The sequence below is a fragment of the Pseudomonas sp. FW306-02-D09B genome, from assembly GCF_058782685.1.
Genome location: NZ_JBYSXY010000004.1, coordinates 187970 through 211975, shown reverse-complemented (window position 1 = coordinate 211975; position 24006 = coordinate 187970). Strand labels below are relative to the sequence as shown.

General features: G+C 59.4%; 15 protein-coding genes and 1 pseudogene. 9 read left to right on the top strand and 7 right to left on the bottom strand.

All coding sequences use genetic code 11. The annotated features are described in order from the left end of the window. The first annotated feature begins 7 nt into the window (after nt 1-7). The 5 genes and pseudogenes from groL to AC3WK5_RS09465 all read left to right on the top strand — a co-directional run bounded on the left by groL (nt 8) and on the right by AC3WK5_RS09465 (nt 4240). Complete coding sequence (gene groL, locus AC3WK5_RS09485; RefSeq protein ID WP_054593791.1) at nt 8-1651, top strand: chaperonin GroEL; 1644 nt, start codon at nt 8-10, stop codon at nt 1649-1651. A 217-nt stretch (nt 1652-1868) separates the two neighbouring features. Beyond that, nucleotides 1869-2552, top strand: coding sequence for a two-component system response regulator ColR (colR, locus tag AC3WK5_RS09480; protein ID WP_054593790.1), 684 nt, complete (start codon nt 1869-1871; stop codon nt 2550-2552). After that, nucleotides 2542-3822 (top strand): sensor histidine kinase, encoded by a 1281-nt coding sequence (locus tag AC3WK5_RS09475; protein ID WP_103315086.1) that lies wholly within the window; start codon nt 2542-2544, stop codon nt 3820-3822. Before colR ends, AC3WK5_RS09475 begins: the two co-directional genes overlap by 11 nt. 56 nt (nt 3823-3878) lie before the next feature. Further along, nucleotides 3879-4007 (top strand): annotated as a pseudogene (locus AC3WK5_RS09470) (lipopolysaccharide kinase InaA family protein); the annotation flags it as partial. Nucleotides 4008-4009: 2 nt separating this feature from the next. Continuing rightward, a complete protein-coding gene (locus AC3WK5_RS09465; RefSeq protein ID WP_103315085.1) occupies nt 4010-4240 on the top strand; it encodes a hypothetical protein in 231 nt (76 codons plus the stop codon). A gap of 100 nt (nt 4241-4340) precedes the next feature. Here AC3WK5_RS09465 and AC3WK5_RS09460 read toward each other — a convergent pair whose 3' ends face one another. From AC3WK5_RS09460 to AC3WK5_RS09430, 7 genes are all read right to left on the bottom strand, one after another. Beyond that, the gene (locus AC3WK5_RS09460; RefSeq protein WP_103315084.1) at nt 4341-7367 is read right to left on the bottom strand and encodes a multidrug efflux RND transporter permease subunit; all 3027 of its coding nucleotides are present in this window, start codon (nt 7365-7367) and stop codon (nt 4341-4343) included. A gap of 13 nt (nt 7368-7380) precedes the next feature. Next, a complete protein-coding gene (locus AC3WK5_RS09455; RefSeq protein ID WP_103315083.1) occupies nt 7381-8532 on the bottom strand; it encodes an efflux RND transporter periplasmic adaptor subunit in 1152 nt (383 codons plus the stop codon). Nucleotides 8533-8830: 298 nt separating this feature from the next. After that, nucleotides 8831-9928, bottom strand: coding sequence for a DUF1513 domain-containing protein (locus tag AC3WK5_RS09450; RefSeq protein WP_103315082.1), 1098 nt, complete (start codon nt 9926-9928; stop codon nt 8831-8833). Between the two features lie 14 nt (nt 9929-9942). Beyond that, complete coding sequence (locus AC3WK5_RS09445; RefSeq protein WP_054593783.1) at nt 9943-11007, bottom strand: imelysin family protein; 1065 nt, start codon at nt 11005-11007, stop codon at nt 9943-9945. 42 nt (nt 11008-11049) lie between these two features. After that, the gene (locus AC3WK5_RS09440) at nt 11050-12477 is read right to left on the bottom strand and encodes a di-heme oxidoreductase family protein (RefSeq protein ID WP_103315081.1); all 1428 of its coding nucleotides are present in this window, start codon (nt 12475-12477) and stop codon (nt 11050-11052) included. Between the two features lie 241 nt (nt 12478-12718). Beyond that, on the bottom strand, nt 12719-14062 hold the full coding sequence (locus AC3WK5_RS09435; RefSeq protein WP_103315080.1) for an imelysin family protein: 1344 nt from the start codon (nt 14060-14062) through the stop codon (nt 12719-12721). Between the two features lie 308 nt (nt 14063-14370). Continuing rightward, on the bottom strand, nt 14371-16422 hold the full coding sequence (locus AC3WK5_RS09430) for a putative bifunctional diguanylate cyclase/phosphodiesterase (protein WP_103315079.1): 2052 nt from the start codon (nt 16420-16422) through the stop codon (nt 14371-14373). A 484-nt stretch (nt 16423-16906) separates the two neighbouring features. On the opposite strand from AC3WK5_RS09430, the gene AC3WK5_RS09425 reads away from it, so the two are divergent. Genes AC3WK5_RS09425 through AC3WK5_RS09410 form a run of 4 tightly spaced genes read left to right on the top strand, consistent with a single transcriptional unit; the run spans nt 16907 to nt 23992 of the window. After that, a complete protein-coding gene (locus AC3WK5_RS09425) occupies nt 16907-18931 on the top strand; it encodes a type VI secretion system Vgr family protein (protein ID WP_103315078.1) in 2025 nt (674 codons plus the stop codon). Continuing rightward, nucleotides 18928-19761 (top strand): DUF4123 domain-containing protein, encoded by an 834-nt coding sequence (locus AC3WK5_RS09420; protein WP_103315077.1) that lies wholly within the window; start codon nt 18928-18930, stop codon nt 19759-19761. Before AC3WK5_RS09425 ends, AC3WK5_RS09420 begins: the two co-directional genes overlap by 4 nt. Then, a complete protein-coding gene (locus AC3WK5_RS09415) occupies nt 19758-23045 on the top strand; it encodes a toxin VasX (protein WP_256585117.1) in 3288 nt (1095 codons plus the stop codon). Before AC3WK5_RS09420 ends, AC3WK5_RS09415 begins: the two co-directional genes overlap by 4 nt. After that, nucleotides 23042-23992 (top strand): DUF6708 domain-containing protein, encoded by a 951-nt coding sequence (locus AC3WK5_RS09410; protein WP_103322111.1) that lies wholly within the window; start codon nt 23042-23044, stop codon nt 23990-23992. The genes AC3WK5_RS09415 and AC3WK5_RS09410 overlap by 4 nt, the downstream gene beginning before the upstream one ends. The last annotated feature ends 14 nt before the right edge of the window (nt 23993-24006 follow it).

Below are 24006 nucleotides of genomic sequence, written 5' to 3'. Positions count from 1 at the left end.
ATCGATCATGGCTGCTAAAGAAGTTAAATTCGGCGATTCCGCCCGTAAGAAAATGCTCGCCGGTGTCAACGTCCTGGCTGACGCAGTAAAAGCGACCCTGGGCCCTAAAGGCCGTAACGTGATCATCGAGAAGAGCTTCGGCGCCCCGACCATCACCAAGGACGGCGTTTCCGTAGCCAAAGAAATCGAACTCAAAGACCGTTTCGAAAACATGGGCGCGCAGCTGGTCAAAGACGTTGCCTCCCGTGCCAACGATGACGCAGGCGACGGCACCACCACCGCGACCGTTCTGGCTCAATCGATCGTCAACGAAGGCCTGAAAGCCGTCGCTGCCGGCATGAACCCGATGGACCTGAAGCGCGGTATCGACAAAGCGACCATCGCTATCGTCAAAGAGCTCAAAGCCCTGTCCAAGCCATGCGCTGACACCAAGGCAATCGCTCAGGTCGGCACCATCTCGGCCAACTCCGACAGCTCCATCGGCGACATCATTGCCGAAGCCATGGAAAAAGTCGGTAAAGAAGGCGTGATCACCGTTGAAGAAGGCTCGGGCCTGGAAAACGAACTGTCGGTTGTAGAAGGCATGCAGTTCGACCGTGGCTACCTGTCCCCGTACTTCGTCAACAAGCCAGAGACCATGACCGCCGAACTGGACGGTCCGCTGATCCTGCTGGTCGACAAAAAGATCTCGAACATCCGCGAAATGCTGCCAGTACTGGAAGCCGTTGCCAAAGCCGGCCGTCCTCTGCTGATCGTTGCCGAAGACGTTGAAGGCGAAGCCCTGGCGACTCTGGTTGTGAACAACATGCGCGGCATCGTTAAAGTGGCTGCCGTCAAAGCCCCGGGCTTCGGCGACCGTCGCAAGGCCATGCTGCAGGACATCGCTGTTCTGACTGGCGGTACCGTTATCTCCGAAGAGATCGGCCTGAGCCTGGAAAGCACTACCCTGGAACACCTGGGTAATGCCAAGCGCGTGATCCTGTCCAAAGAAAACACCACCATCATCGACGGTGCTGGCGTTGAGGCTGACATCCAGGCTCGCGTTGTGCAGATCCGTCAACAAGTGGCTGACACTTCGTCCGACTACGACCGTGAAAAACTGCAAGAGCGTCTGGCCAAGCTGTCCGGCGGCGTTGCAGTGATCAAGGTTGGCGCTGGTTCCGAAGTTGAAATGAAAGAGAAGAAAGCCCGCGTTGAAGACGCCCTGCACGCTACCCGTGCAGCCGTTGAAGAAGGCGTGGTACCTGGCGGTGGCGTGGCACTGGTTCGCGCTCTGCAAGCGATCTCCGAGCTGAAAGGCGACAACGATGACCAGAACGTCGGCATCCAGTTGCTGCGTCGCGCTGTTGAAGCGCCACTGCGCCAGATCGTTGCCAACTCCGGCGACGAGCCAAGCGTTGTAGTCGACAAGGTCAAGCAGGGCAAGGGTAACTACGGTTACAACGCTGCTACCGGCGAATACGGCGACATGATCGAAATGGGTATCCTGGACCCGGCTAAAGTGACTCGTTCGGCTCTGCAAGCGGCTTCGTCGATTGCCAGCCTGATGATCACCACCGAAGCCATGATCGCCGAGATCAAGGAAGACGCACCAGCTGGCGGCGGCATGCCAGACATGGGCGGTATGGGCGGCATGGGCGGCATGATGTAAGCCAGCCTTACCCTGTACGAAAAAACCCCGCTGGCGTAAGCCAGCGGGGTTTTTTATTTTCTGTGAAGATGATCGTTCCCACGCTCTGCGTGGGAATGCAGCCCGGGACGCTCTGCGTCCCTGACAGGGTTTGGATCAACAGATCTATCCCTGAGCCACTCTTGGCCTTAAGCTGCGCGGTCCAAGACGGCCGTAACTGTGTACGGAGCAAGTGCCCATGCGAATTCTATTGGTTGAAGACAACCGCGACATCCTCGCCAATCTGGCCGATTACCTGGGGCTTAAAGGCTATACCGTGGATTGCGCGCAGGACGGTTTGTCAGGTCTGCACCTGGCGGCCACCGAGCATTACGACCTGATCGTGCTCGACATCATGCTGCCCGGTATCGATGGTTACACCCTGTGCAAACGCCTGCGTGAAGATGCCCGGCGCGATACCCCGGTGATCATGCTGACCGCCCGTGACCAACTGGATGACCGGCTGCAGGGCTTCAAGTCCGGTGCCGATGATTACCTGGTCAAACCGTTTGCCCTGTCTGAACTGGCGGCGCGCATCGAGGCGGTCATGCGCCGTACCCAGGGTGGCGGTCGCCGAGCCCTGCAGGTTGGCGATCTGAGCTACGACCTCGACACGCTGGAAGTGACCCGCGAAGGTCGCCTGCTGAAACTCAACCCGGTAGGCCTCAAGCTGCTGGCGGTGTTGATGCAGAAAAGCCCGCATGTCTTGCGTCGCGAAATACTCGAAGAAGCCCTTTGGGGTGACGACTGTCCAGACAGTGACAGCCTGCGCAGTCACGTCCATCAGTTGCGTCAGGTGATCGATAAGCCGTTCGCCAAACCCTTGCTGCAAACCGTGCACGGCGTCGGCTATCGCCTGGCCGAGGGACGTGATGGAGTTTAAGCAGAGCCTTGCTCAGCGGATCATTATTGCCTTTGCCTTGATGAGTGCGTTGGTGGCGGGGGCATTCGCCATAGGCATCGTGGCGACCGTGCATCTGGTCGAAGAAAAGCTGATTTCTTCAGGCCTGGGTGGCGATTTACAGCGTTTGCTGTTGATGGACAGCATGGCCGACTGGAGTCATCGTCCCGAACCCGATCAGTTGTTCTACTTCAGTGGCGGCCCTGGCGACTTTGACTTGCCCAGGGACCTGCGGCATCTGAATGCGGGCTTTCATGAAGTATTTCGCGAGCAGCTCTCATACCACGCGCTCGTCGAGATTGTTGACGGCCGCCGCTACGTCCTGATGCAGGATCAAAGCGATTTCGAAGAGCGCGAGCGAGTGCTGTTTGCCGTGGTACTGGTGGGGTTTGTATTAAGTCTGGCATTGGCGGTGTTCCTTGGCTGGGTGCTCGCGCGCAAGGTCATGGCGCCGGTGGTCCGGCTGGCGCGCCAGGTGCGTCACCGCGATCAACTGCTCGGCCTGGCACCGCCCCTGGCGCCGAACTATGCCGCCGATGAAGTCGGTGAACTGGCCGTCGCCTTCGACGCCACGCTGGGCCGATTGCGCCAGGCGCTGAGTCGCGAACGGCTGTTCACCAGCGACGTCAGTCACGAACTGCGCACCCCGTTGATGGTATTGGCCAGCTCCTGCGAACTGTTGCTGGAGAACCCGGACCTCGATCAGCGCAGTCGCAACCAGGTCGAGCGGATCGCTCGTGCCTGTGAAGAGATGCGCGAACTGGTCCAGACCTTCCTGATGCTCGCCCGCGCCCAGCGCGAAGATGCCAGCATGTCGCCGCAACAGACCCTGGGGCAGGTGGCCGAGGACTTGCTCGGTCTGTGGCGCGAGCCGATCGAAGACAAGGGTCTCACGCTGTTTTATGAACCCGGCAACCCGACGGATACGCGTTATAACGCGACATTCCTGCACGCGGTCATGGGGAACCTGTTGCGTAATGCCTTGCACTACACCGACAGCGGGTTTATTCGCCTGACCATTCTGCCCTGCGGTTTTCTGGTCGAAGACAGCGGTGTCGGTATTCCCGAAGAGAAGCGTGAAGCGATGTTCGAGCCGTTTGTACGCGGGGGCGAGAAACGTGGGGACGGGCTTGGGCTGGGCCTGTCGCTGGTGCAGAGAATTTGTGAAAACCAGGGCTGGAGCGTCAGTCTCAGCACCATGGAGCCCAACGGCTGCCGCTTTCATGTCGAACTGGGCAAGCCGGACGCCTGATGCCACGGTCGTAACCGTAGAAGCGGAGTTCAAGCAGGCGGATTTTCGGGTTCAGGACCCGCCAGCAAGCGGCTTCGCATGACATGAAACAGCTGCGCCGCCACTCGTCGTGGGGCTCGGCGGATTGGGCGAAGCTCATCTATTTTTATAAGAAGGTGTTTGGCAGCTCTATCAAAGGTTTGTAGCGATGAAACTAGAAATTGCTAGGGGGCTATTTTTGGCAGGAGCCTTGGCAGTTGTTTCATTGGCGGTGGTCGGCCTGGAGCAGCCACGTACGCAAGTTCTCAGTGCAAAGAATGGCGGCGTGCATTGCCCGCTACCACGGACTACGAAGTCATCCAGAGTGACCCACTCCGAAAATGATGAGCTGTTCTTGTTCATGCTTGGCATGACTCAGGGAATGAAACACCAGAGTTGAAACCCCTCGGCCCACATCAAAGGCCTCGCATGCGCGAGGCTTTTTGCTTTTGAGATGGCTCAACCGCCGTAACGCATAATCTCCTGCGCGGAGTCCGTATTTACGGTTTGTCGGGCTTGGCCAGCAGCGTGTAGATGCAGGGCAGCACGAACAGCGTGAACAGTGTTCCGATCGACATGCCCGTGGCGATCACCATCCCGATATCGTAGCGGCTGACGGCTCCCGCGCCAGTGGCGATGATCAACGGCACCATGCCGAAGACCATGGCGGCCGTGGTCATCAATACCGGACGCAGGCGAATGGCTGCCGCTTGCTCCACGGCTTCGCGGGGCGTCAGGCCCTTGTCCCTGCGCAACTGGTTGGCGAACTGGACGATCAGGATCCCGTGTTTGCTGATCAGTCCGATCAAGGTCACCAGCCCGACCTGGGTGTAGATGTTCATGCTCGACCAGCCCAGGAACAACGGGATCAGTGCACCGCAAATCGACAGTGGCACGGTCACCAGAATCACCAATGGATCGCGGAAACTTTCGAACTGCGCCGCCAGCACCAGGAAAATGATCGCCAGTGCCAAGGCAAAGGTCACCCACAGGGCGCTGCCTTCCTGAACGAACTGCCGCGAGGCGCCGCCGTAATCGAAAGCATAACCCGGTGGTGCTTCCTCTTTGGCGATCTGGCGCACGGTATCGATTGCCTCACCCATGCTGACCGTCGAAACGCCGGAAAGAATCGCTGAGTTGAGTTGCTGGAACTGATTCAGCTGTCGCGGTCGTGCGCGGTCACTGATGTTGATCAAGGTCGACAGGGGCAACAGTTCACCCTTGGTGTTTTTAACGTAGTAGCTGCTCAACCACTCGGGATTGTCCCGGTAAGGCCGTTCGACCTGGGCGATGACCTTGTAACTGCGCCCCTCGATGGTGAAGCGGTTGATCTCGGCTTCTGCCAGCAACGTCGACAGTGTCACGCCCAGATCCTCCATCGAGACGCCCATTTGAGCGGCCTTGGCGCGGTCGATATCCACCACCACTTCGGGCTTGTCGAAGGCCAGGTCGATGTCGAGGAACGCGAACTTGCCGGACTCCAGGGCACGCTTCTTCACCCGATTGACCAGCTCCAGCAATGGCTCGTAGTCATTGGCGGTGTTGATCACAAACTGGAACGGCAAGCCTTCACCCGTGCCCGGAAGAGAGGGCAGGTTGAAGCCGAAGATTTGCAGGCCGGCGATGCTCGAAAGCTTTTGCTGCACCTCAGGCAGAATCTGCATCTGGGTTCGTTTGCGCTCATTCCAGGGTTTGAGCAGGAAACCGCCAATACCTGACTGCACGCCGTTGAATCCGTTGATCTGGAAGGACGAGTAGTACTCGGGAAACACCTTGAATATCGCGAGGAATTCGTCGGTGTAGGTATTCAGGTAATCCAGGTTGGCCGTTTGCGGGGCGTTGGCCATCATGAAAATGACGCCCTGGTCTTCATCCGGTGCCAATTCCGACTTGGTGAACTTGAGCAGTACCGGGATCAGGCACAGCACGATCACGGCGAACACCAGCACCACCGGCCGGGTATTGAGCGTGCCGTGCAGGACACTTTGATAACGACGCTTGAGCCCTTCGAAAATCAGATCGAGGCGATGGGCCAGGCCGGACGGGTTTTCATCGTGACGCAAAAGCAGTGCGCACATCATCGGCGACAGCGTCAGGGCAACGATCCCGGAGATCACCACGGCGCCGGCCAGGGTCAGCGCGAACTCCTTGAACAGAGCACCGGTCAGGCCCGTCAGAAAGCCGATGGGCGCATAGACCGCCGCCAGGGTGATGGTCATCGAGACCACCGGCATGGCGATTTCCCGGGCGCCTTCGAGGGCAGCGCTCAGCGGCGATTTACCTTCTTCTATGTGTCGGTGAATGTTTTCGACCACGACGATGGCGTCGTCCACCACCAGGCCGATCGCCAGCACCATCGCCAGCAACGTCAGCAGGTTGATCGAGTAGCCCATCAGTTGCATGAAGAACATCACGCCGATCATCGACAGCGGAATGGTCACTACCGGGATCAATACCGAACGCAGCGCGCCAAGGAACAGGAACACCACGACAATCACGATCAGCACGGCTTCGAAGAGGGTTTTCACCACTTCGTTGATCGAGGCCTGAATGAACAACGTGGCGTCGTAGGCGATTTCAGCCTTGAGCGTCGGGGGCAGCTGGGATTCCAGCTCCGGCATGAGCTTGCGCACTTCCTTGATCACGTCCAGCGGGTTGGCAGCTGGTGTGGCCTTGATCCCGATGTACACCGACGGCGTACCGCCAAAGGAGCTGACGGAGTTGTAGTTCTCGGCGCCCATTTCCACGCGCGCCACGTCGCTGAGCAGTACCCGACTGTCGCCGTCGATTTTCAGCGGAATGGCGGCGAAGGCTTCGGCGCTCTTCAATTCAGTGTTGGCATTGATGCTGGTGACGACGTACTCGCCTTTGACTTCACCGGCAGCGGACAGAAAGTTGTACTGGCGCACTGCGTTACCGACATCACTGGCGCTCAAGCCGAAACCGGCGAGTTTTACCGGGTCTAGCCAAAGGCGCATGGCAAACACCTGATTGCCGAGAATGGCCGCTTCAGCCATGCCGGGAAGGGTGGCGAGCTTGGGCTGGATCACCCGCGACAGGTAGTCGGTGATCTGCGGGTTGCTCAATTCCTTGCTGTAAAAACTCATGTACATCAGCGCCGAAGCACCTGCGGCCTCCTTGCTCAGCACCGGGTCTTCAGCGTCTTTGGGCAGCTTGTTCTTGACCTCGTTGGCTTTGGCCAGCAGCTCGGTGAACAAGCGGTCGCTGTTGGAGCCGATGCGCGCATAAATCGAAATCACCGAGAAGTTCTGGCGGCTGACCGAGGTCATGTAGTCGATGCCTTCGGCGCTGGCCAGGCTTTGCTGCAAGGGTTGGGTGATGTAGCCCTGAATGGTTTCGGCGTTGGCGCCGGGGTAGGCCGTGGTCACCGTGATCAGCGCGTTCTCCATTTGCGGATATTGGCGCAGCGGCAGTTTGCTCCAGGCCTGGAAACCCAGCAGCACAATCAGCAGGCTGACCACGGTGGCGAGCACCGGGCGGCGAATGAACGGATCGGTAAAAGCCATGGGAATTCCTTGATCAGTTCGTGCGCGGTTGGCTGGTCTGTTCAGTTGGCAGGTTCTTGTCGGGGCTGACGACAATATGCGTGCCGTTGTCGAGTTTGATCTGACCGGCACTGACCACTTGCTCGCCGTTCTGCAAGCCTTTGTTGATCGTCACCAGGCCTTCGCGACGCTCGCCGGTTTCGATGAAGCGCCGTTCGGCGATCAGGATCGGCTGGCCCTGGTCGTCTTTCTCGACGTTGCCGTTCGCGTCCTTCTTCTGGGCGACCACGTAGAGAGAGTTGCCATAGAGGGTGTAGGTGATCGCGCCTTCCGGTACGACGATTCTGGGTTGCGGGTCCGGCAACATGACCTGCAGGCTGGCGAACATGCCCGGCAGCAATGTGCCGTCCGGGTTGGCGAGAGTGGCACGTACCTGCACGTTGCGGGTGCTGCTTTCGACCTTGGGGTTAATCGCGCTGATGGCACCGGGGAAGCTCTGTGTCGGGTAGGCCGGGACCGTGACTTGAACCGCCTGGCCGAGGGCGATTTTCGGCACCATTTGTTCCGGCACGAAGAAGTCGACGTAAAGGCTACTCAGGTTCTGCAGGGTGGCGATGACCGTGCCGCTGGGCAGGAAGTCGCCGACGTCCACCTGACGAATGCCGATGGTGCCGCTGAAGGGCGCAACGATGTGTTTCTTTGCCAGCGCAGCCTTGAGCTGATTGACGGTGGCCTTGTTCTTGGCGAGCACCGCGGTGAGCCGGTCGAACTCGCCCTTGGAGATCGCCTGACTGCCGACCAGTTGGCTGCCGCGGCCGTAATCGAGTTGCGCCAGGCCCAGGTCGGCCTGGGCGGTTTCCAGCAGGGCGCTTTCAACGGCGCTGTCGAGTTGCACGAGCGGTTGGCCGGCCTTGACCTTCTGCCCGGATTCGAACTGCACGTCCTTGACCGTACCGGCAATCTCCAGGCTCAGGTTGACCCCTTGCAGCGCCTTGAGTGTGCCGACCGTGGGCAAGCGCGATTGCCAGGGCCGTTCGGTGGCCGTGGCCACGGCAACGCTCACCGGTGGTCTTGGCACAGCGAAGGTCTGGATCATCTTGTAGATGGAGAAGGCCTTGTAGCCTCCCAGCATCAGGATGATCAACAGCACGACACCCAACATGATCAGCATGCGGCGACGCAGCATATTCCACTTCCTTGGAAAAAATCAGGCGAGACAGACCAGACATTACTCCGTGTATGCAGGTGATTCCAGACAGCATTCTCTCGGCGGTCACACCTGACCCGTAGCAGCTGGCGAAGGCTGCGTTCGGCTCGGTCCGCGCTCGGGCGCAGCAGTCGTAAAATCATGCGCCGCGGTGTGTCAGGCTCAACCGTGGCTGCAGGATTTACGACCGCTTCGCGCTCGAACGCAGGCTGCGCCAGCTGCTACAGGGGTATCGGCCAGATTGAGCGTGGGAACGATCAATTTGGCAGCGCAGGTTTCAAACCAGATGCAGGTGGTTATCCCAAAGCCCTGCGGGGAGTTCGAGGGGCTTGGCCAGCAGCGGTGTCTGGCGACAATCATAGAAACGGCAACGCCCTTGCCCCGAGGTCACGACAAAGCCATCGGCCACTGCCCCGACACCGGCGCAGTCGGGCAGCGGTGCATCGAGGCGCACTTCGCCGCTGTCCAGGTCCCAGATGAAAAAACGGTTGCCGCGCGGCGCGGTGAGCGCCACCAGCCGCAAGTCACTGTGCACCGCGACGCTTGCGGTGTAGTGCCCCATGGCCTGCAACTGCTGCTCGGCGACCGGGAACGCGACGAAGGGCTGGCCGGGACGCTTGATCGCCAACAGCTCGGATGATTCATGGGCGGCGCCCATGAACTGCTGGCCGGTGACGATGGTGCCATCGCTGGCGATCCCCATGTGGCGCACGCTGTTCATCTGCTGGGCCAGGGTTTCCTTGCTCAGCAGCGTGCCATCGCGCTGCATCAGCACCAGGCTGGGTTGCATGGCGTCGAGGTTCATCTCGACCCGGCTCTCGGCTTCGGTACGAATCCCGCCGTTGGCCACCACCAGGGTTTCACCGTCGGGCATCCATGACACTTGATGCGGGCCGATGCCGTGGGTGGAAATCTCACCGCTGTGAATCAATCGCTGACCCTCGAAACGGTACACCCCGAGCAGGCCGCGACCCGGGTCGGTGGTGTCGTTTTCGGTGGCGTAGAGCCAGTCGCCGCTTTTATGAATAACCGCGTGACCGTAGAAATGCCGGTTCGGTTGCGACACCACAGTTTGCAGCAGCGCACCGTCACGCAGATCGACCAGATAACTCTCGGTGCCCGGCCGCCGCGCGACGAACAGGGCTATTGGCAGAGCAGGGTGGTTGATGATGTCGTGGCAGCGTTGGCCGACTTCGGTGGCGAACACTCGAGTGCCGTCCAGCCGATAGCCGACGGCGTAATGTTTGCCGTCGCTGTCGTCGCGCGCCGAAAGCAGCAAAGGACCGTGGTCCTTTTGCTTGAACAGCTTCCAGCCGCCCAGCGTCACGGCGCCCAGCAACAAACTGCCTAATGTCAGAGCCTGACGTCGCAGCATGGCGCTACCCCTCATCAGTCACCGTCGTTGGCGTTGAAGCCGAGTTGGATGCCCAGTGCCTTGGCCAGTTCACCTTCGTGCAGGCGATGGACGACGTTGAGGCTGTCGTAAAGGTCGTTGAGTTGCTGGCGACCGGCATCGTCGGTGAGCATTTCGGTCAGCGAGCGCTGGCTGCTTTCAAACAGTTTCAACGACGCGGCGTAGGCGGCATCGATCTTGTCCGCCAGCGGCTTTTGCTCGGCCGGCAACAGGCCACGCAGGCCCTTGTTGTCGACACCGACCCAGACTGTCCGCGCGGCAGCCAGACTCGATTGCATGCTTTGCAGCGACGAATGACTGCGCCATGCATCGGCCTGGAACGGCTGTGGAATACCCTTGGTCTGGCGCCCCATCGGCGTGCCGAGTTTCTTCTTCAGGGTATCCAGTGCCGTCACTTGAGCGCGGAGCAAATCGGCGATGGCTTCGTGGGAATCGGCGTAACGCTGGTTCGGGAATTTGCTCATCTGGGCCAGCATGCCGTCGGTGCTGTTCCAGCTCGCGAGGATCTCTTCGGCCAGCTGTTTCTGACGCTCGCCGATGGCCGTCAGCAGTGGGCAGTAACGGGCTTTTTGCGCGGCGTCGGCCACGTTGGTTTTTTCGTCGAACAGAATGTACTCATAGGCCGAGAGGCCCTGCACGACGACGCTGGATTTGGCCAGCGCAGCGGCATCGATCTGCGGTTGCGCAGTGACCAGTTGCTCGACCTGACGGCCGACCAGATTTTTCTTGTCCGGCCAGAACTGCACCTGCCAGGAGCGATTGCCTTCGGCCAGTGGGCCAACCAGCAGCGGTTGCAATTGTGCCCAGGCCTTTTGTGCATGGAGGAAATCGGCGCGAGCTGTTGCAAGGTCTGCCTTGCCTTCGCAGTAGGCCAGCGCACTGGCGGCCAATTGGCGGTCGGCTTCAACCCAGCGACTGTAGGTCGGCAGGATCACTTGCTTGGCGATGGCTGCCGAGGTGACGGCTTGAGGGTCCTGGGGCGAGCAGGCACCCAGGACGAGTGCGGCAAGGCTGGTGAACAACAGCTTGGGGCGGAACATGTCGGGCTCCCTTTTTATGGGCAAAAGCGTATGGGAAATGCGTCAAAGAGAATTCAAAAAGGCCAGCAACGCAGCGCGCTGCTCGGCATTGAACGCTAAAACCTGCTGCTGCGCCGCGCGTGCTTCACCGCCGTGCCAGAGCACGGCTTCGAGCAGGTTGCGAGCGCGGCCGTCATGCAGAAACTGCGTGTGGCCACTGACCGCTTGCGTCAGGCCAATGCCCCACAACGGCGGGGTGCGCCAGTCGCGGCCTGAGGCCTGGAATTCGCTACGGTTATCGGCCAGGCCTTCGCCCATGTCATGCAACAGCAGGTCGCTGTAGGGGCGAATCAGTTGATTGGCCAGTTCAGGTTCTGCGGCATTCGCGGCGGTGGTGAATTTCGGCGTGTGGCAGGACTGGCAACCGGCCTGATAGAACAGGTTTTTACCGGCCAGGACTTGCGCTCCGTTGACGTCACGGCGGGCCGGGACGGCCAGGTTACGGCTATAGAACAGCACCAGGCGCAAGATGTTGTCGCTGACTTCCGGCTCGCCATCCGGGCCATTGCCGTTAGGCGCCTGCAGGCAGTCGGTCTGGGCCGGGGTGCAATCATCGAACGGTCTCAGACGGGTGGTGAGGCCCATATCACCGGAAAACGCGTGAACGTTTTGCTGATTGAGATTCGGTTGCCCGGCTTTCCAGCCAAAGCGCCCCAAAACGGTCTTTTGCTGCGCGTCATCCCACACCCGATTCGGACGTCCGGCGATGCCGTTTTTGGCTTTAGCCTGGGCGTCGGCGTTGGCCAGGATATCGGCGTCGGAGATGGCTTCGAGCAGTCCGAGGCCAATCATCGGCGGGGCGACTCGAGCGGAAAAAAGCGTGTCGGGATGCATCGGGCCGTAGCCCAGTTGGGTGATCAGCAGCCTGGGTTTGCGCAGTTCGATTTCAGTGCCGTCGGTAAAGCGCACCGGGAGCGGATCATAGTCGACGCGAACCTTGCCTTCGGGGGCGACGCCGGGCACGGCCATGTCCTGGAGTTGCCCGCCGTAGACCGGCTCAGGCACCACGCCCATGTGCTCGATGACCTTGGCGTAGGCCGGGGCATTGGGGATCGACAGGCGCACCAGCATCGACACGGCATTAGCGGAATCGGCCGTCGGCGGATGACCGCGACCGTCCTTGATATGGCAGTTCTGGCAGGCGTTGGTGTTGAACAGCGGGCCGAGGCCATCGCGGGCGGTGGTGGTCGAGGGGGCGATCACCCAAGGGCTGCGGAAAAAACTGTTGCCGACGCTGAAGTCCAGCCGACGGGTCGGCGAGAGGTTGGCTGAAGGCAGGGAGAACGCATTCTGGTCGGTCTTTCTGACGGTCGCTGCGCCACCGGAGCGGGCTTCACCGGGTTCGGCCTTGGTGAAACGCGGGGCGTCATCGCAGGCACTCAGGCCCAGGGCCAGAAGCAGTGCAGACAAGCGAAGAGGCAGCGAGGGCATCGGCAATCCTGAAAGACGAGCCAAACAAGGGCGCAAAGTCTAACAGGGCAGCGGAGTTTGAATAAGAGGAATTATCGTTTGCTCCCATTTGTAGGAGCAAAGCTTGCTCGCGATGCAGGCGCCTCGGTGCATCGGATTGACCGCGTTATCGTTCATCGCGGGCAAGCCTTGCTCCTACAGGGCAAGCAGCAGGTATAAAAAAGGCGACCCGAAGGTCGCCTTATTGGTCGGTCAGCGTTGATCAGAAATCGTGATCGGCGTTGTCCGGGTTCAGGTCGCTGATGCCCAGTTTGCCGGCAGCCAGTTCGATTGCACTGGTCTGCTTGACCAGTGCCGCAATGGCGTCACGCACGATCTGGTTGCCCGCGGTATTACCGGCAGCGATCAACTGGTCGTAGTGCTCACCCTTGTTGGCGTGATCAACCATGACCTGGATTTTGGCCTCGGTGGTGGCCAGGTCAGCCTTGAGCGCAGCATCGGCAGCCGGGTCGGCTTTGGCCACCAGCGACGACAGGCTGGCGCCGGTCATTTTGGTACCGTCGGTGCGGGTGTATTCGCCCAGGTAGACGTTACGAATGCCTTTGGCATCGTAGAAGTGCGAGTTGTGGGTGTTGTCGCTGAAGCAGTCCTGTTCGTCTTCCGGGGAGTTGGCTTCCAGGGAAACTTTCATGCGCTCGCCCGCCAGTTCGCCCAGCGAGAGGCTACCCATGCCGAAGAGCATTTTGCGCAAACCGCTTTCAGCCGGTTCTTCTTCCAGCTCGGCGCGGTAGTTGTCGGGCACGTTCGGCTTCCAGTTGCCGACCATTTCTTCCAGGTCGCTGACCAGCAACTGGGTCACGGCTTTCAGGTAAGCGCGACGACGATCGTTGTGGCCACCGGTAGCGCCGGCGCCTTCCAGGTAGTCCGACGCCGGACGGTTGCCGGCACCAGGGCCGGTGCCGTTCAGGTCCTGGCCCCAGAGCAGGAATTCGATGGCGTGGTAACCCGTCGCGACGTTCGCTTCGGAACCGCCCAGTTCGTTCAGGCTGGCGAGTTTTTCCGGCGTGATGTCGGTCACGTCGATCTTGTCTTCACCCACCTGGATGATCGGGTTGGCGATGATGTTGGCGTTGGCCCCCGGGTTACCCAATGCGTGCTCGTAGCTCTTGTCGACGTAGTCGATCAGGCCTTCGTCGAGCGGCCAGGCGTTAACCTGACCTTCCCAATCGTCAATGATGGTGTTGCCGAAGCGGAATACTTCACTCTGCAGGTAAGGCACGCGTGCAGCGACCCAGGCTGCGCGAGCGGCTTTCAGGGTCTCGGCATTCGGTTTGGCGAGGAAGGCGTCGATGGCCGTTTGCAGGGTTTTCGCAGTGGATTCGGCATCGCTGAAGACCGCAAAAACCATGTCGGCGTAGTGCGCGACAACGGCTTTGCCAGCGGCTTCATCGACTTTTCCGGTGGCGGCAGGCGCAGCAGGTGCCGAAGTGCTGGTGGCCGGAGTAGGCGCTTGAGGAGCAGCAGCCTTGTCTTTACCTTCGCCGCAACCGGCGAGGGAAATAGCGATGGCCAGCAAACTGGCGGTAGCCAGAGGCATACGAATCATGGCGAACATCCTGCTTCGGTAAATAATGGACAGGCGCGGGGGTGCGCAAAACTGCGACATAATGCAAATCTTTCGCATTATGTGTAAAGGGCCGCGGATGGAAATATGTCTTGTTTAGGAGGGTAGTAGCGCCTGCACATGACCTGCACATCACCTGTAGCAGCCGGCGTTCGGCTGCGAAGCAGTCGTGAAATCAGGCACTGCGTTGTGTCAGGCTAATCGCGACATCAGGATTTACGACTGCTGCGCCCGAGCGCGGACCGAGCCGAACGCAGCCTTCGGCAGCTGCTACGGATCGGGTGTGAGCATCACAAGATCAACGCATTACTGCGTTGGGCCTGTTTCAGATAAGCGGCCAGCTCTCGCGCAGGCAGCGGTTTGCTGTAGAAATAGCCCTGACCTTCGTGGCAGCCTTCGGAGATGATGTAAGCCTCTTGTTCGACCGTTTCCACCCCCTCGGCGATCACCTGCATGCCAAGGCTTTTGCCGAGCTGGATGATCGCGCGAACGATAGTTGCATCGTCATCGTCGTCGAGCAGGTCCTGAACGAAGCTCTTGTCGATCTTGATCTTGTCCAGCGGCAGGCTTTTCAAATAACTCAGCGATGAGTAGCCGGTCCCGAAGTCGTCGATAGCGATCAAGGCCCCCGAACGGCGCAGGCTGAGCAGGTGTTGCGCGGCGGTGCTGATGTCTTCCATCAAGCCGGTCTCGGTGACTTCCAGCTCGAGGCTGCGCGGCGGCAGGCGATACATTTGCATCAGGTTGTTGATGACCCGCGGCAACTCGGCGTGGTGCAGTTGCACAGTGGACAGGTTGACCGCCATGCGCAGGTCGCTGAACCCCTGGTCGTGCCATTCACGCAGTTGTCGGCAGGCCTGGTCCAGCACCCATTCGCCGATGGCGATGATCGTGCCGTTCTGCTCGGCCAGCGGAATGAACAGATCCGGCGGCACCAGCCCATGTTCCGGGTGTTGCCAGCGAATCAGCGCCTCGACACCGACCACCCGCTGATCGCGGTAACTGATCTGCGGTTGATAAACCAGATAGAACTGATTGCGGGTGAGGGCATCGCGCAGATCTTTTTCCAGTTCGCGGCGACGGCGCATTTCGCTGTCGACGCTGGCGATATAGAACTGATAGCGATTGCGCGAACGGGTCTTGGCCAGGGTCATGGTCTGTTCGGCTTTCTGCAACAGCTTCTCGGTGCTGTCGCCATCTTCCGGGAACAGGGTGATGCCGATGGTTGCGCGCAGGCGGATTTCCTGATGATCGAGGGCAAACGCCGCTTCCAGGTCATCGAGGATGCTTTGTGCCAGCTCGGCGGCTTCGTAGGGTTGCTCGATATCGGCCTGAACCAGCGCGAACTGATCGCCCCCCAGGCGGGCGAGCGCGCCGAGACGACCACTGTGGGCTCGCAGACGGTCGGCCAGGGCCAGCAGCAATTGGTCGCCGGTCTGGTAGCTGAACTGCTCGTTGATACCTTTGAAATCATCCAGGCCCACACACAGCACGGCGACCCGGCGTTGCAGGCGACCGGCGTCTACCAGAATCTTGTCCAGTTGCTGCTGCAATTGCTGGCGATTCGGCAGGCCGGTGAGGAAATCGTATTGCGCCATGCGCAACAGGCTGTTTTCGGCTTCGTGGCGCAGGTGGGTATTACGTTCGATGGACTCAAGCAACTGGTTGGCGGTGTTGATCCAGATCCCCAGTTCGTTCTTTTCATGGCCCTTGAGCTGCGGAATCTTGTGTTCGCTGGGACGGTCGGGATTGACGTTGGTCAGGTGCTCGATGATCCGTGACAGCGGTTTGGTCAGCAGCCAGTGATAGACCAGGTACAGCACCAGGCTCATGGCCAGGGCCCGCAATACGCCGGAGATGAAGATGATCACCGAGCTGACAATAAAACCCTGACCGTAGGTGGCGGTGTCGAGGGTGATGCTGAGGTCGCCGTAATACTCGCTATAGGGGCCGCGCCCCACCAGTTGCGTGGTGAACGTGCGTTCCTGGCCCAGAATAAGGTCGGTCAGCCAACGGCTGTGAGAATGCTGCAAGTCACGGGTTTTTTCCGCAAGCATGGCTTCATTGGGATGGCCGATGGAGGCCATGCGCACGGCGTCGTCCTGGAACAGGCCTTCGATAACCTGCATACCCATTTCCCGATCGAGGCTGTACACCGCCTGGGTCGAGGGGTCGCGGAACATGTCGAGGATGCGCTGGGCATCATTGGCCACGGCCTGGCGCGTTTTATAAGCATCGAAAACAATCTGCGCGCAGCTCAACACCACACCGACGATCAATGCCGACAGGAGCACGACCCGGAGCAACTTCACCGACAAGCTGTTTTTGAGTTCCAGCTTCAAAGGGTTTTTCCTTGTTCCGTGCGGGTAACGTCAAGTTGCCATGAGTATTGGCAATCCGATGATGGCAGTCAAAGGGACAATCAAGCCGTGTAGATTTTGTCTGCTGGCTTGGCCGCATTGCCCGGGGTATTGGCAATTAGAGCCCATTAGTAGTGTTTCGGTAGGCACCTCCTGCAACTTGAGGGGGAGGGGCGAATATTTGTGTCTGGTTGATGGTAGACGGCTGTGGCGTTGGGGCAAGGGAACGTTTGTTTTCGAGATAACGCTTCAGGTCCTGCAAGTCGCCAGGGCTCAGGGTGCCGGCCGCCTGCTTCAATTTGTTAACGCAACATCTTGAAGGGCAGAACAGTCTGGCTGTATTCGAGGAACCCTCCTACATCAATCCAATTTCCCCATTGTTAACGTGCCCGCCAATTTTCGCGTGCACAAACCATGGACGGTTTGGACATCGCGCTTCATTTCCTCTTTGCTTAGGGATAAGCGTATGTTCGATTCGGCCAATACGGCGCACTTCGCGCTGCAGATTCCCGCTGTTCGCAACGATTTCAAGGTGCTGGCCTTCGACGGCACTGAGGCCATCAGCGCCTTGTACGCGATCCAGGTTGAACTGGTCAGCGAAAACCCTGATTTCGATCTGGAGAGCCTGCTCGCCCAACCCGCATTCCTTCAGTTCGGTCATAACGGCGAAGGCCTTCATGGTCATATCGAAGAGGTATTCGTCGGTGAAACCGGTACGCGCCTGACCCGTTATCGCCTGACTCTCGTACCGACACTGCATTACTTGCAGTTCAGTCACGATCAGCGGATTTTCCAGAACCTGACGGTGCCGCAGATCATTGCGAAGGTGTTCGAAGGCCACGGCGTTCAGGCCGATGCCTTCACCTTTCATGTCAGCACCAGTCCCCGCCGCAAATACTGCACCCAATATGGGGAAAGTGATTTTGAGTTCATTCAGCGCCTGTGTGCCGAAGATGGTATCGCGTGGCATCACCAGCATTCGCCTGATGGCCATGTACTGGTATTCACGGACGATCAGGTCTTTTTCCCGAAGCTGGGCGAAACTCCTTATCAACAAGACGCCGGCATGGTGGCGGAGCATCCGGTCGTTAACCAGTTCTCCCTGCGTTTCAGTACTCGCACCAGCACAGTCACACGCCGTGACTATGACCTGATACGCCCGAGTTTGCTGCTGGAAAGCCGCTTCACGGCCGAGTTCAGCCCAGAGCTTGAGGACTATCGCTACCCGGTGCGGATGGACACTGAAGAACGCGGCAAACAGCTCGCCCGCCAGGCGCTGGAACGGCACCGTACCGATTATCAACTGGCCGAGGGCAACAGCGATCAGCCGACCTTGCGCAGCGGTCACTTCTTCGACCTGACCGAGCATCCGCGCAAAACGTGCAACGATTTGTGGCTGCTGGTCAGCGTTCAGCACGTTGGGCGACAACCTCAATCACTGGAGGAAGCGATCACCAGCGACACCACACCCGAAAGCGGTTTTACCCAAGGCTACCGCAACCGCTTCAGCGCAATTGCGTCGTACGTGCTCTACCGTCCACCGCTGCCTCCCCGCAAACCCGTGCTGGTCTGCCAGACCGCTCGTGTCACAGGACCGCCCGGAGAGGAGATTTTTTGCGATGAATACGGTCGCGTCAAAGTTGAGTTTCCTTGGTGCAGGGACGAACTCAACAGCGAAAAAAGCAGTTGCTGGTTACGGGTTGCATCCAGTTGGGCCGGCGAGGGTTTTGGGGCAGTGACCATCCCGCGCGTCGGCATGGAAGTGGTCGTGACATTTCAGGAAGGCGATCCGGATCAACCGTTGATCACCGGTTGCGTGGTCAACAAGGTCACGTCCGTCGCTCATCAATTGCCCAAGAACAAGACCAGAACGGTTCTGCGCAGCCAAAGCTCGCCGCGCAGTAGTGGCGGCTACAGCGAATTGTCGATTGAAGACCGTGCGGGGCAGGAAAAAATCTACCTGCGCGCCCAACGCGACTTCGAGCAACTGATCCTCAACGACAGCCACTGTCTGATCAGCAACAACCGCTTCGAACAGGTGCACAAAAACAGCACCAGTCTGATCAAGGGCGACGAACTGCACACCACCCAAGGCGTGCGTAACACGGTGATCGGTGGTGATGAACTCATCACTATCAGCAGCAACAGCAGCACGACGGCAGAAGGCACGCTGGTGATTAAGGCGGGTCAACAGGCTCGCGTTACCGCCACCAACGTGGTGATCGATGCCGGCATGAGCCTGACGCTCAAGGCGGGTGGTCACCATATCGTGATCAATGCCAGCGGGATTTTCAGCAGCGTGGCCATTGTTGAAGGTGGCGCGCCGATGGCCGGGATAGCTCCGGAGCCTGCTCGCTCATTGCTCCCCGTGGCGCCACAGGCGTTGATTACGCCATCACTGGCCGTGCAAAAACAGGCATTGACTGAGGCGGCGCAGCAGGCCGCACCGATCTGTGCCGTGTGTCAAAAACTGGCGGAGACATCGGCATGAGTCAGGCTTACCTGCTGCTGGATCGCGCCCAGATTGAACGCCTGCCTGAGCGTTTGTTCGAGCTCGAGAGCACAACGTTCCAATCGCTTTACCAGACCACCGCTTTTGACCCATTGGAGGAAGTCGGGCCGGTTTTGGTGCCTGTTTCCCCCAATAGTCCGCTGGCTGACATCTTTTTTCGGGAGTGGAGCGCAATGTGTGGCATCTGGCTGGAGTCAGAGGCGCAAGAAGCGGTCGTGCTTGAGCATTTACGCAGTCTGATTCACGCTCGTGTCGAAGGGGATGTCACGGTTTTATTTCGTTATTACGACCCTCGCATCACAGCCTTGTGGCTGACGGGTTTGCCTCCCCATGAGCGTGATCGGCTGATGGGACCGGTGCGCTTGATCCGGCTCCCGGAATTGGATATCCATCAGGAAAATCCGGATCAGCCCGCTGCACAGTATGCGCAAGAGCCTTGGTTATACCTGCCTGCGGAGCAACTGGAGCACTTGGGCACCGCCCAACGGCAGCAGCTCGCTCAACGGTTGATCGAACATAGCCAACAGTACTTTGCCGAATACCTGCAAGGGCTGGACGCCTTTGCCCTGCAACAGTGGGCGTCGCAGTGCCAGCACACTGCCGGACGTCACGGTTACAGCGCCATCGATGAAGTCCTGCTTTGGGCTCGCTTCCACGCAGTGCTGGGCACTGACTTTCCCGATGCGCCGGCTCACGCGGCTTACCGACAGATATTGGTCGAGCCCGGCGTATCGCCCAGGCAACGGCTGGAAAACCTGAATGCCGAATTGACGCGTCAACAGCTCACCGACAAGGAAGGCTGCGTATGAGCGCCCAAAAACTGGCGATGGTCGACCGCGCCGCTCAGGCCGAACGGGCCGCCAAGGCTCAGCCTCACGTCGATATCAACACTACGATGGCACCTTGTCCGGCCAGCCAGTCCGAGCTATTCGTGGTGCCCGTGCGCTATGCCCTGGCTGAGGAAAAGGCCGAGCACCCCTGCTGCGTTCCCGGTGTGAGCACGCAAAGTCGTCCCATGGCGGCGCGTCGTCTGCGCGCCGGGTTTGTTTATCTGTGGCAGGACACAGGCCCCCTCAAGCGTTTTGCCGTCTCGCCGAATGGTTTGCTCAAGGAACAGACGCTGGAGGCCGATGCCACTCAGGTGCTCGACGCCACCCTGACGGGGCTGGCCCTGAAAAAAGTCCACGATGCCTGGATGCTCTACAGCGAGTTCCCACTGGGCCCGGAACATTGCCAATCGCTGAGCGACAGCAGCACCCAACGCAGCGCGTACATGCGCCAGTTGGCCTTGCGCACCGTGGCCAACGAACTGCAAGCCGAGCATTGTCCGTCACTGGAAAAAGCCGTTCAGGTCATGGCCGAACTCATTCCGAGTACCTATGCGCGGTCGATGAAGGCTGACCAGCAACAGGGCGCTGAGGACACCGACGCGCTGGGCGCAACCCTGATGAAAGACCCGACCCAGGCCAACATCAAGGCCTACACCGACGCCATGCATCGGGCACGTGAGCGCGAGAAGGTCATCGCCCGACATCCTGAGGCCAGTGATCAGGTGCCGGGCGAGTGGAGCGCCGAACGCTGGGATGCTCAGGGCACCCAGGATTGGCTGGACACCGCCAAGGCGAAGGCCGGGGCGTTGTTTCCCGTGTTCGCCTGCCTGGACGACGACCTGGGCGTGCTGCGTGACATCAATCACGAGCAGGAGTGGCTAGAGGCGGATCACGAGCAATGGCTCGCAGATAACCACCTGCGCCTGAGCATCGGCGGCTTTGTGCGCAGCCTGATCAGTGAAGACGGCGCCGAATTGGCCGGGTCCATCAGCTACCGCTACAAGGGGCGCGACATTAACCTCACGCCCGAGCAGGGCCAGGTCATGCTCGATACTCAGCGTCAGCTCGATGAAGCACTCCGGGCTGAAACCCAGGCCCGGCAGCACGGCGGCCAGCCCAGCCAGGCCGAAGTCGCCGCCCGTGATGCGCGCATCACTCACATCGTGGCCCCGGCGCGGGCGTTTATTCCGGCGGACTTGTACTCCGAAGTGGAATACCTGGTGCGCGAATACCGCGCTGAAAAACAGGCCAATATCGATAACCAGATCTTCAGTGCCAAGGTCGGTGAGTACATCGATCTGCACGCCATGAACCGCTGGTTCGCCGAAACTGCCGCGACGCACTATCAGCACATCGAACAGCGTCACACCACGTTGTTTGCCGACCGAGGCGTGTACCTGGCACGCTCCCGCAGCGGCACCTGGTTTGTCGACTACCACGACCTGGAGACGCGCCACTGGCTGACCGAACTGGCCAACGGTTGCCTGACGGCCCAATGCATCCGTGCCCAGGGTGCCGAACAATTCGCCGATTACGTGCGGGCCGCCGATGGCGGCGCCCTGAAACAACTGTTCAACGCCTGGACGCCCTCGATCGAGGCGGCGGTTAACGACATCTCTCGTCTGGGCGAGCTGATGGCGGCACTGGCCTCCGACAACATCAGCGCCACCCATCAGGCACTGGCGCCTTTGAGCGCAGTGGTTCTGAACGACATCGCGGCCATGGCCCGAGACGCCGGCAGCCAATGGAGCGTGCTGGTCAACCGGCTGGCGGCGGCGCTGTTGTTGCTCATGGGTGACGGCACCTTTAGCCGTTCATGGATGGGCATCCTCATCGCCGCCCAACTGGGCAGCGACACGCGTTTGCAGTTCGTGACCGAGGGTGGCCGGCAGGTGTGGAAGTTGTTGGGGCAACAGGCCGAAGGGCTTCGTCAATGGGTGAGTGCCACAGCGAAGGCCATAGGCATGGGGCGTGTGGAACGGATTGTCAGATCGCCTTTTGTGACCGACAGCGGTGGGGTGGTGCCGTTGGCGGCGTTGTTGTTGAACGTGTTGAATGCGCATAACTATTTGAGTCAGGCCGGGGTGTTGGAGGGGATGGACAGTCGGCGGGTCAATGACACGGTGTCGGCGACGTTGTATGCGGCGGCGGCTTTGGTGGCGGTGGTTGATAGTCAGGTGCGGAAGGGGTTCGGGGTCAAGGAAATGTCCGTACGGCTGCCTGATGGCAGAGTCGGAAGCGCACCAACACTTACTTTGTTTGGTGGGGTGATTGGTGGATTGTCGGCCTATGCTGCATTAAAAGAATTCAAATCCCTGAAAATACAACTGGAGAGTGTCCAAAACCGAGTCGATCCATGGCTGGAGATGCGTCAGACCGTGGTCGCAGGGCAGGTCGGTGCTTTTGGTGCTCAGGCACTTTTGGGGATGGCCCAAACCGGCAGAGCCTTGGCTGGGTTAGTTGAAGTCGAAGTCGCCATCTTGCGTTACACGCAGTACATGGGACCATTGAACTGGATCATTCTGGTGCTGGGTGCATTGCACCTAATTACCACGTTCTTGCAGCAGACCCCGCTGCAGAACTTCCTGAGCTACTGCTGCTGGTCAAAAGCCCGGGCGCTGGACCTGGCACCTATACCGCCGAAAACCCAAGTGGAGGAACTCGACCGGCTGTACCGCATCCTTTATTCGCCTCGGGTCAGCATGCAAAGCAACTCACAGTCGACCCCGAGCAATGGCCCTTCCGGCCTCGCTTTCGTCAGCTCCATCAATGCCCTGACCATCGATTTACCGGGGGCGGAGCCGGGCAGTGTCTATCTGGAGATGAGCATGGTTGGTGACCCGGTGGATACCCAGGGCTACCGTAATCTGATCAAAAACAGCCCGACTAATAATTTCAAGCTGCCCCGACCTTGGCGAGATATGACGCCTCATTGGTTGTCCAGCAGCGTCTGTCAGTGGATACCGCACAAGGAAGGTCAGGGCTTACGTTTGAGTGGCCCCTTTAAAGAGCTGCGCAACGTATTGGGCACGACACCCCGCACAGTTTCACTAAGGTTGCGGTATCGCACGCCATTGATCGCGATGCTCGGCGCCCGCACTTTTATCGGCGGCGAACTAGGACTCGCTTTTACCCTGAATGACACCACTGGCGTTATAGAACTGCGGGCCGACCCAACGCCGCAACTCGATCGAGTGCCGAGTTACCCACTCGGCGAGGACCACCCCGGCGCCATTTACTTGCAACCCAAGGACAAACAATGAGCACGCCACCGGCAGGCACCACAAAAAAACGGATCTTTTCGCGCAATGACTATTTGGCGCCGTTGCCGATTCCCACGGGTAGAAAACCCTCAGATGTGCTCAACACCATTTGGCGCAAGAACGAGGTGTTTCTTGATATCGGTAGCTACAGCATCGGTTCGGCGGTGATGGTGTTGTGGCCTATGGTGATGCTGTTCTTAGGAATGGCCTATATCTTCAAAGATTTTGATGCATTGGTTTTGGGGGCTTGCATCATGGCCATTCCAATTTTTTTATTAATCAAAGGGCTATTTCGCGAGGTGCCACTTCCAGTGCGTTTCAATCGACAACGCCGAGAAGTCTGCGTACCGCGCGACAATGGCGAGTATTGGATCGTGCCGTGGGAAAGCGTGACGGCTGCCGCCACCCAGCAGTCGTCGGTCAGTCAGGCGGGGAGAGCGACGATGGGCTTACTGATCATTGGTTTCGAAAACCCAGATCCGCAGGCCAAGGAAGATAACAAGCACTTTTCACTGGGTTTCAACTGTGGCGGCGGCACCACGGCCATGGCGTTGTGGGAGTGCATGCGCAGTTATATGGAGATTGGGCCGCACGTTCTGCCAATCACAAATGACTTTGAGGGCGGACGAGAAAAGCTGCGGGGTAGAAACGTCTTTTGGGGCATTTGTTGCGCATATTTAGATGGCATCAGACAGCACTTGGTCGCGCAAGAAGTTGGCAAGGCGTTATGGCTGGTAATTGGGGCTGTGCTCCTGGGTGCTCCACTCGCAATGATGTTGCAAGAGTGGAAATTATCGCCACCACCTGATTTACCCTATCCCGACATCATCGAGTGGTCAAAACCATTACCCCCGGAACAGTGGGCCAAACGCTCCCCGGAACTGGAAGAAGCCATCGCCAAACGCGAGGCTGAACTGGCCACGCAGGCAGAGCGAGCGTTGGCTTGAGGGCGAATACTCAA

What these genes read in the sequence shown, in the direction of transcription:
- groL (WP_054593791.1), top strand. Translation starts at nt 8, where the DNA reads ATGGCTGCTAAAGAAGTTAAATTCGGCGATTCCGCCCGTAAGAAAATG.
- colR (WP_054593790.1), top strand. Translation starts at nt 1,869, where the DNA reads ATGCGAATTCTATTGGTTGAAGACAACCGCGACATCCTCGCCAATCTG.
- AC3WK5_RS09475 (WP_103315086.1), top strand. Translation starts at nt 2,542, where the DNA reads ATGGAGTTTAAGCAGAGCCTTGCTCAGCGGATCATTATTGCCTTTGCC.
- AC3WK5_RS09465 (WP_103315085.1), top strand. Translation starts at nt 4,010, where the DNA reads ATGAAACTAGAAATTGCTAGGGGGCTATTTTTGGCAGGAGCCTTGGCA.
- AC3WK5_RS09460 (WP_103315084.1), bottom strand. Translation starts at nt 7,367, where the DNA reads ATGGCTTTTACCGATCCGTTCATTCGCCGCCCGGTGCTCGCCACCGTG.
- AC3WK5_RS09455 (WP_103315083.1), bottom strand. Translation starts at nt 8,532, where the DNA reads ATGCTGCGTCGCCGCATGCTGATCATGTTGGGTGTCGTGCTGTTGATC.
- AC3WK5_RS09450 (WP_103315082.1), bottom strand. Translation starts at nt 9,928, where the DNA reads ATGCTGCGACGTCAGGCTCTGACATTAGGCAGTTTGTTGCTGGGCGCC.
- AC3WK5_RS09445 (WP_054593783.1), bottom strand. Translation starts at nt 11,007, where the DNA reads ATGTTCCGCCCCAAGCTGTTGTTCACCAGCCTTGCCGCACTCGTCCTG.
- AC3WK5_RS09440 (WP_103315081.1), bottom strand. Translation starts at nt 12,477, where the DNA reads ATGCCCTCGCTGCCTCTTCGCTTGTCTGCACTGCTTCTGGCCCTGGGC.
- AC3WK5_RS09435 (WP_103315080.1), bottom strand. Translation starts at nt 14,062, where the DNA reads ATGATTCGTATGCCTCTGGCTACCGCCAGTTTGCTGGCCATCGCTATT.
- AC3WK5_RS09425 (WP_103315078.1), top strand. Translation starts at nt 16,907, where the DNA reads ATGTTCGATTCGGCCAATACGGCGCACTTCGCGCTGCAGATTCCCGCT.
- AC3WK5_RS09420 (WP_103315077.1), top strand. Translation starts at nt 18,928, where the DNA reads ATGAGTCAGGCTTACCTGCTGCTGGATCGCGCCCAGATTGAACGCCTG.
- AC3WK5_RS09415 (WP_256585117.1), top strand. Translation starts at nt 19,758, where the DNA reads ATGAGCGCCCAAAAACTGGCGATGGTCGACCGCGCCGCTCAGGCCGAA.
- AC3WK5_RS09410 (WP_103322111.1), top strand. Translation starts at nt 23,042, where the DNA reads ATGAGCACGCCACCGGCAGGCACCACAAAAAAACGGATCTTTTCGCGC.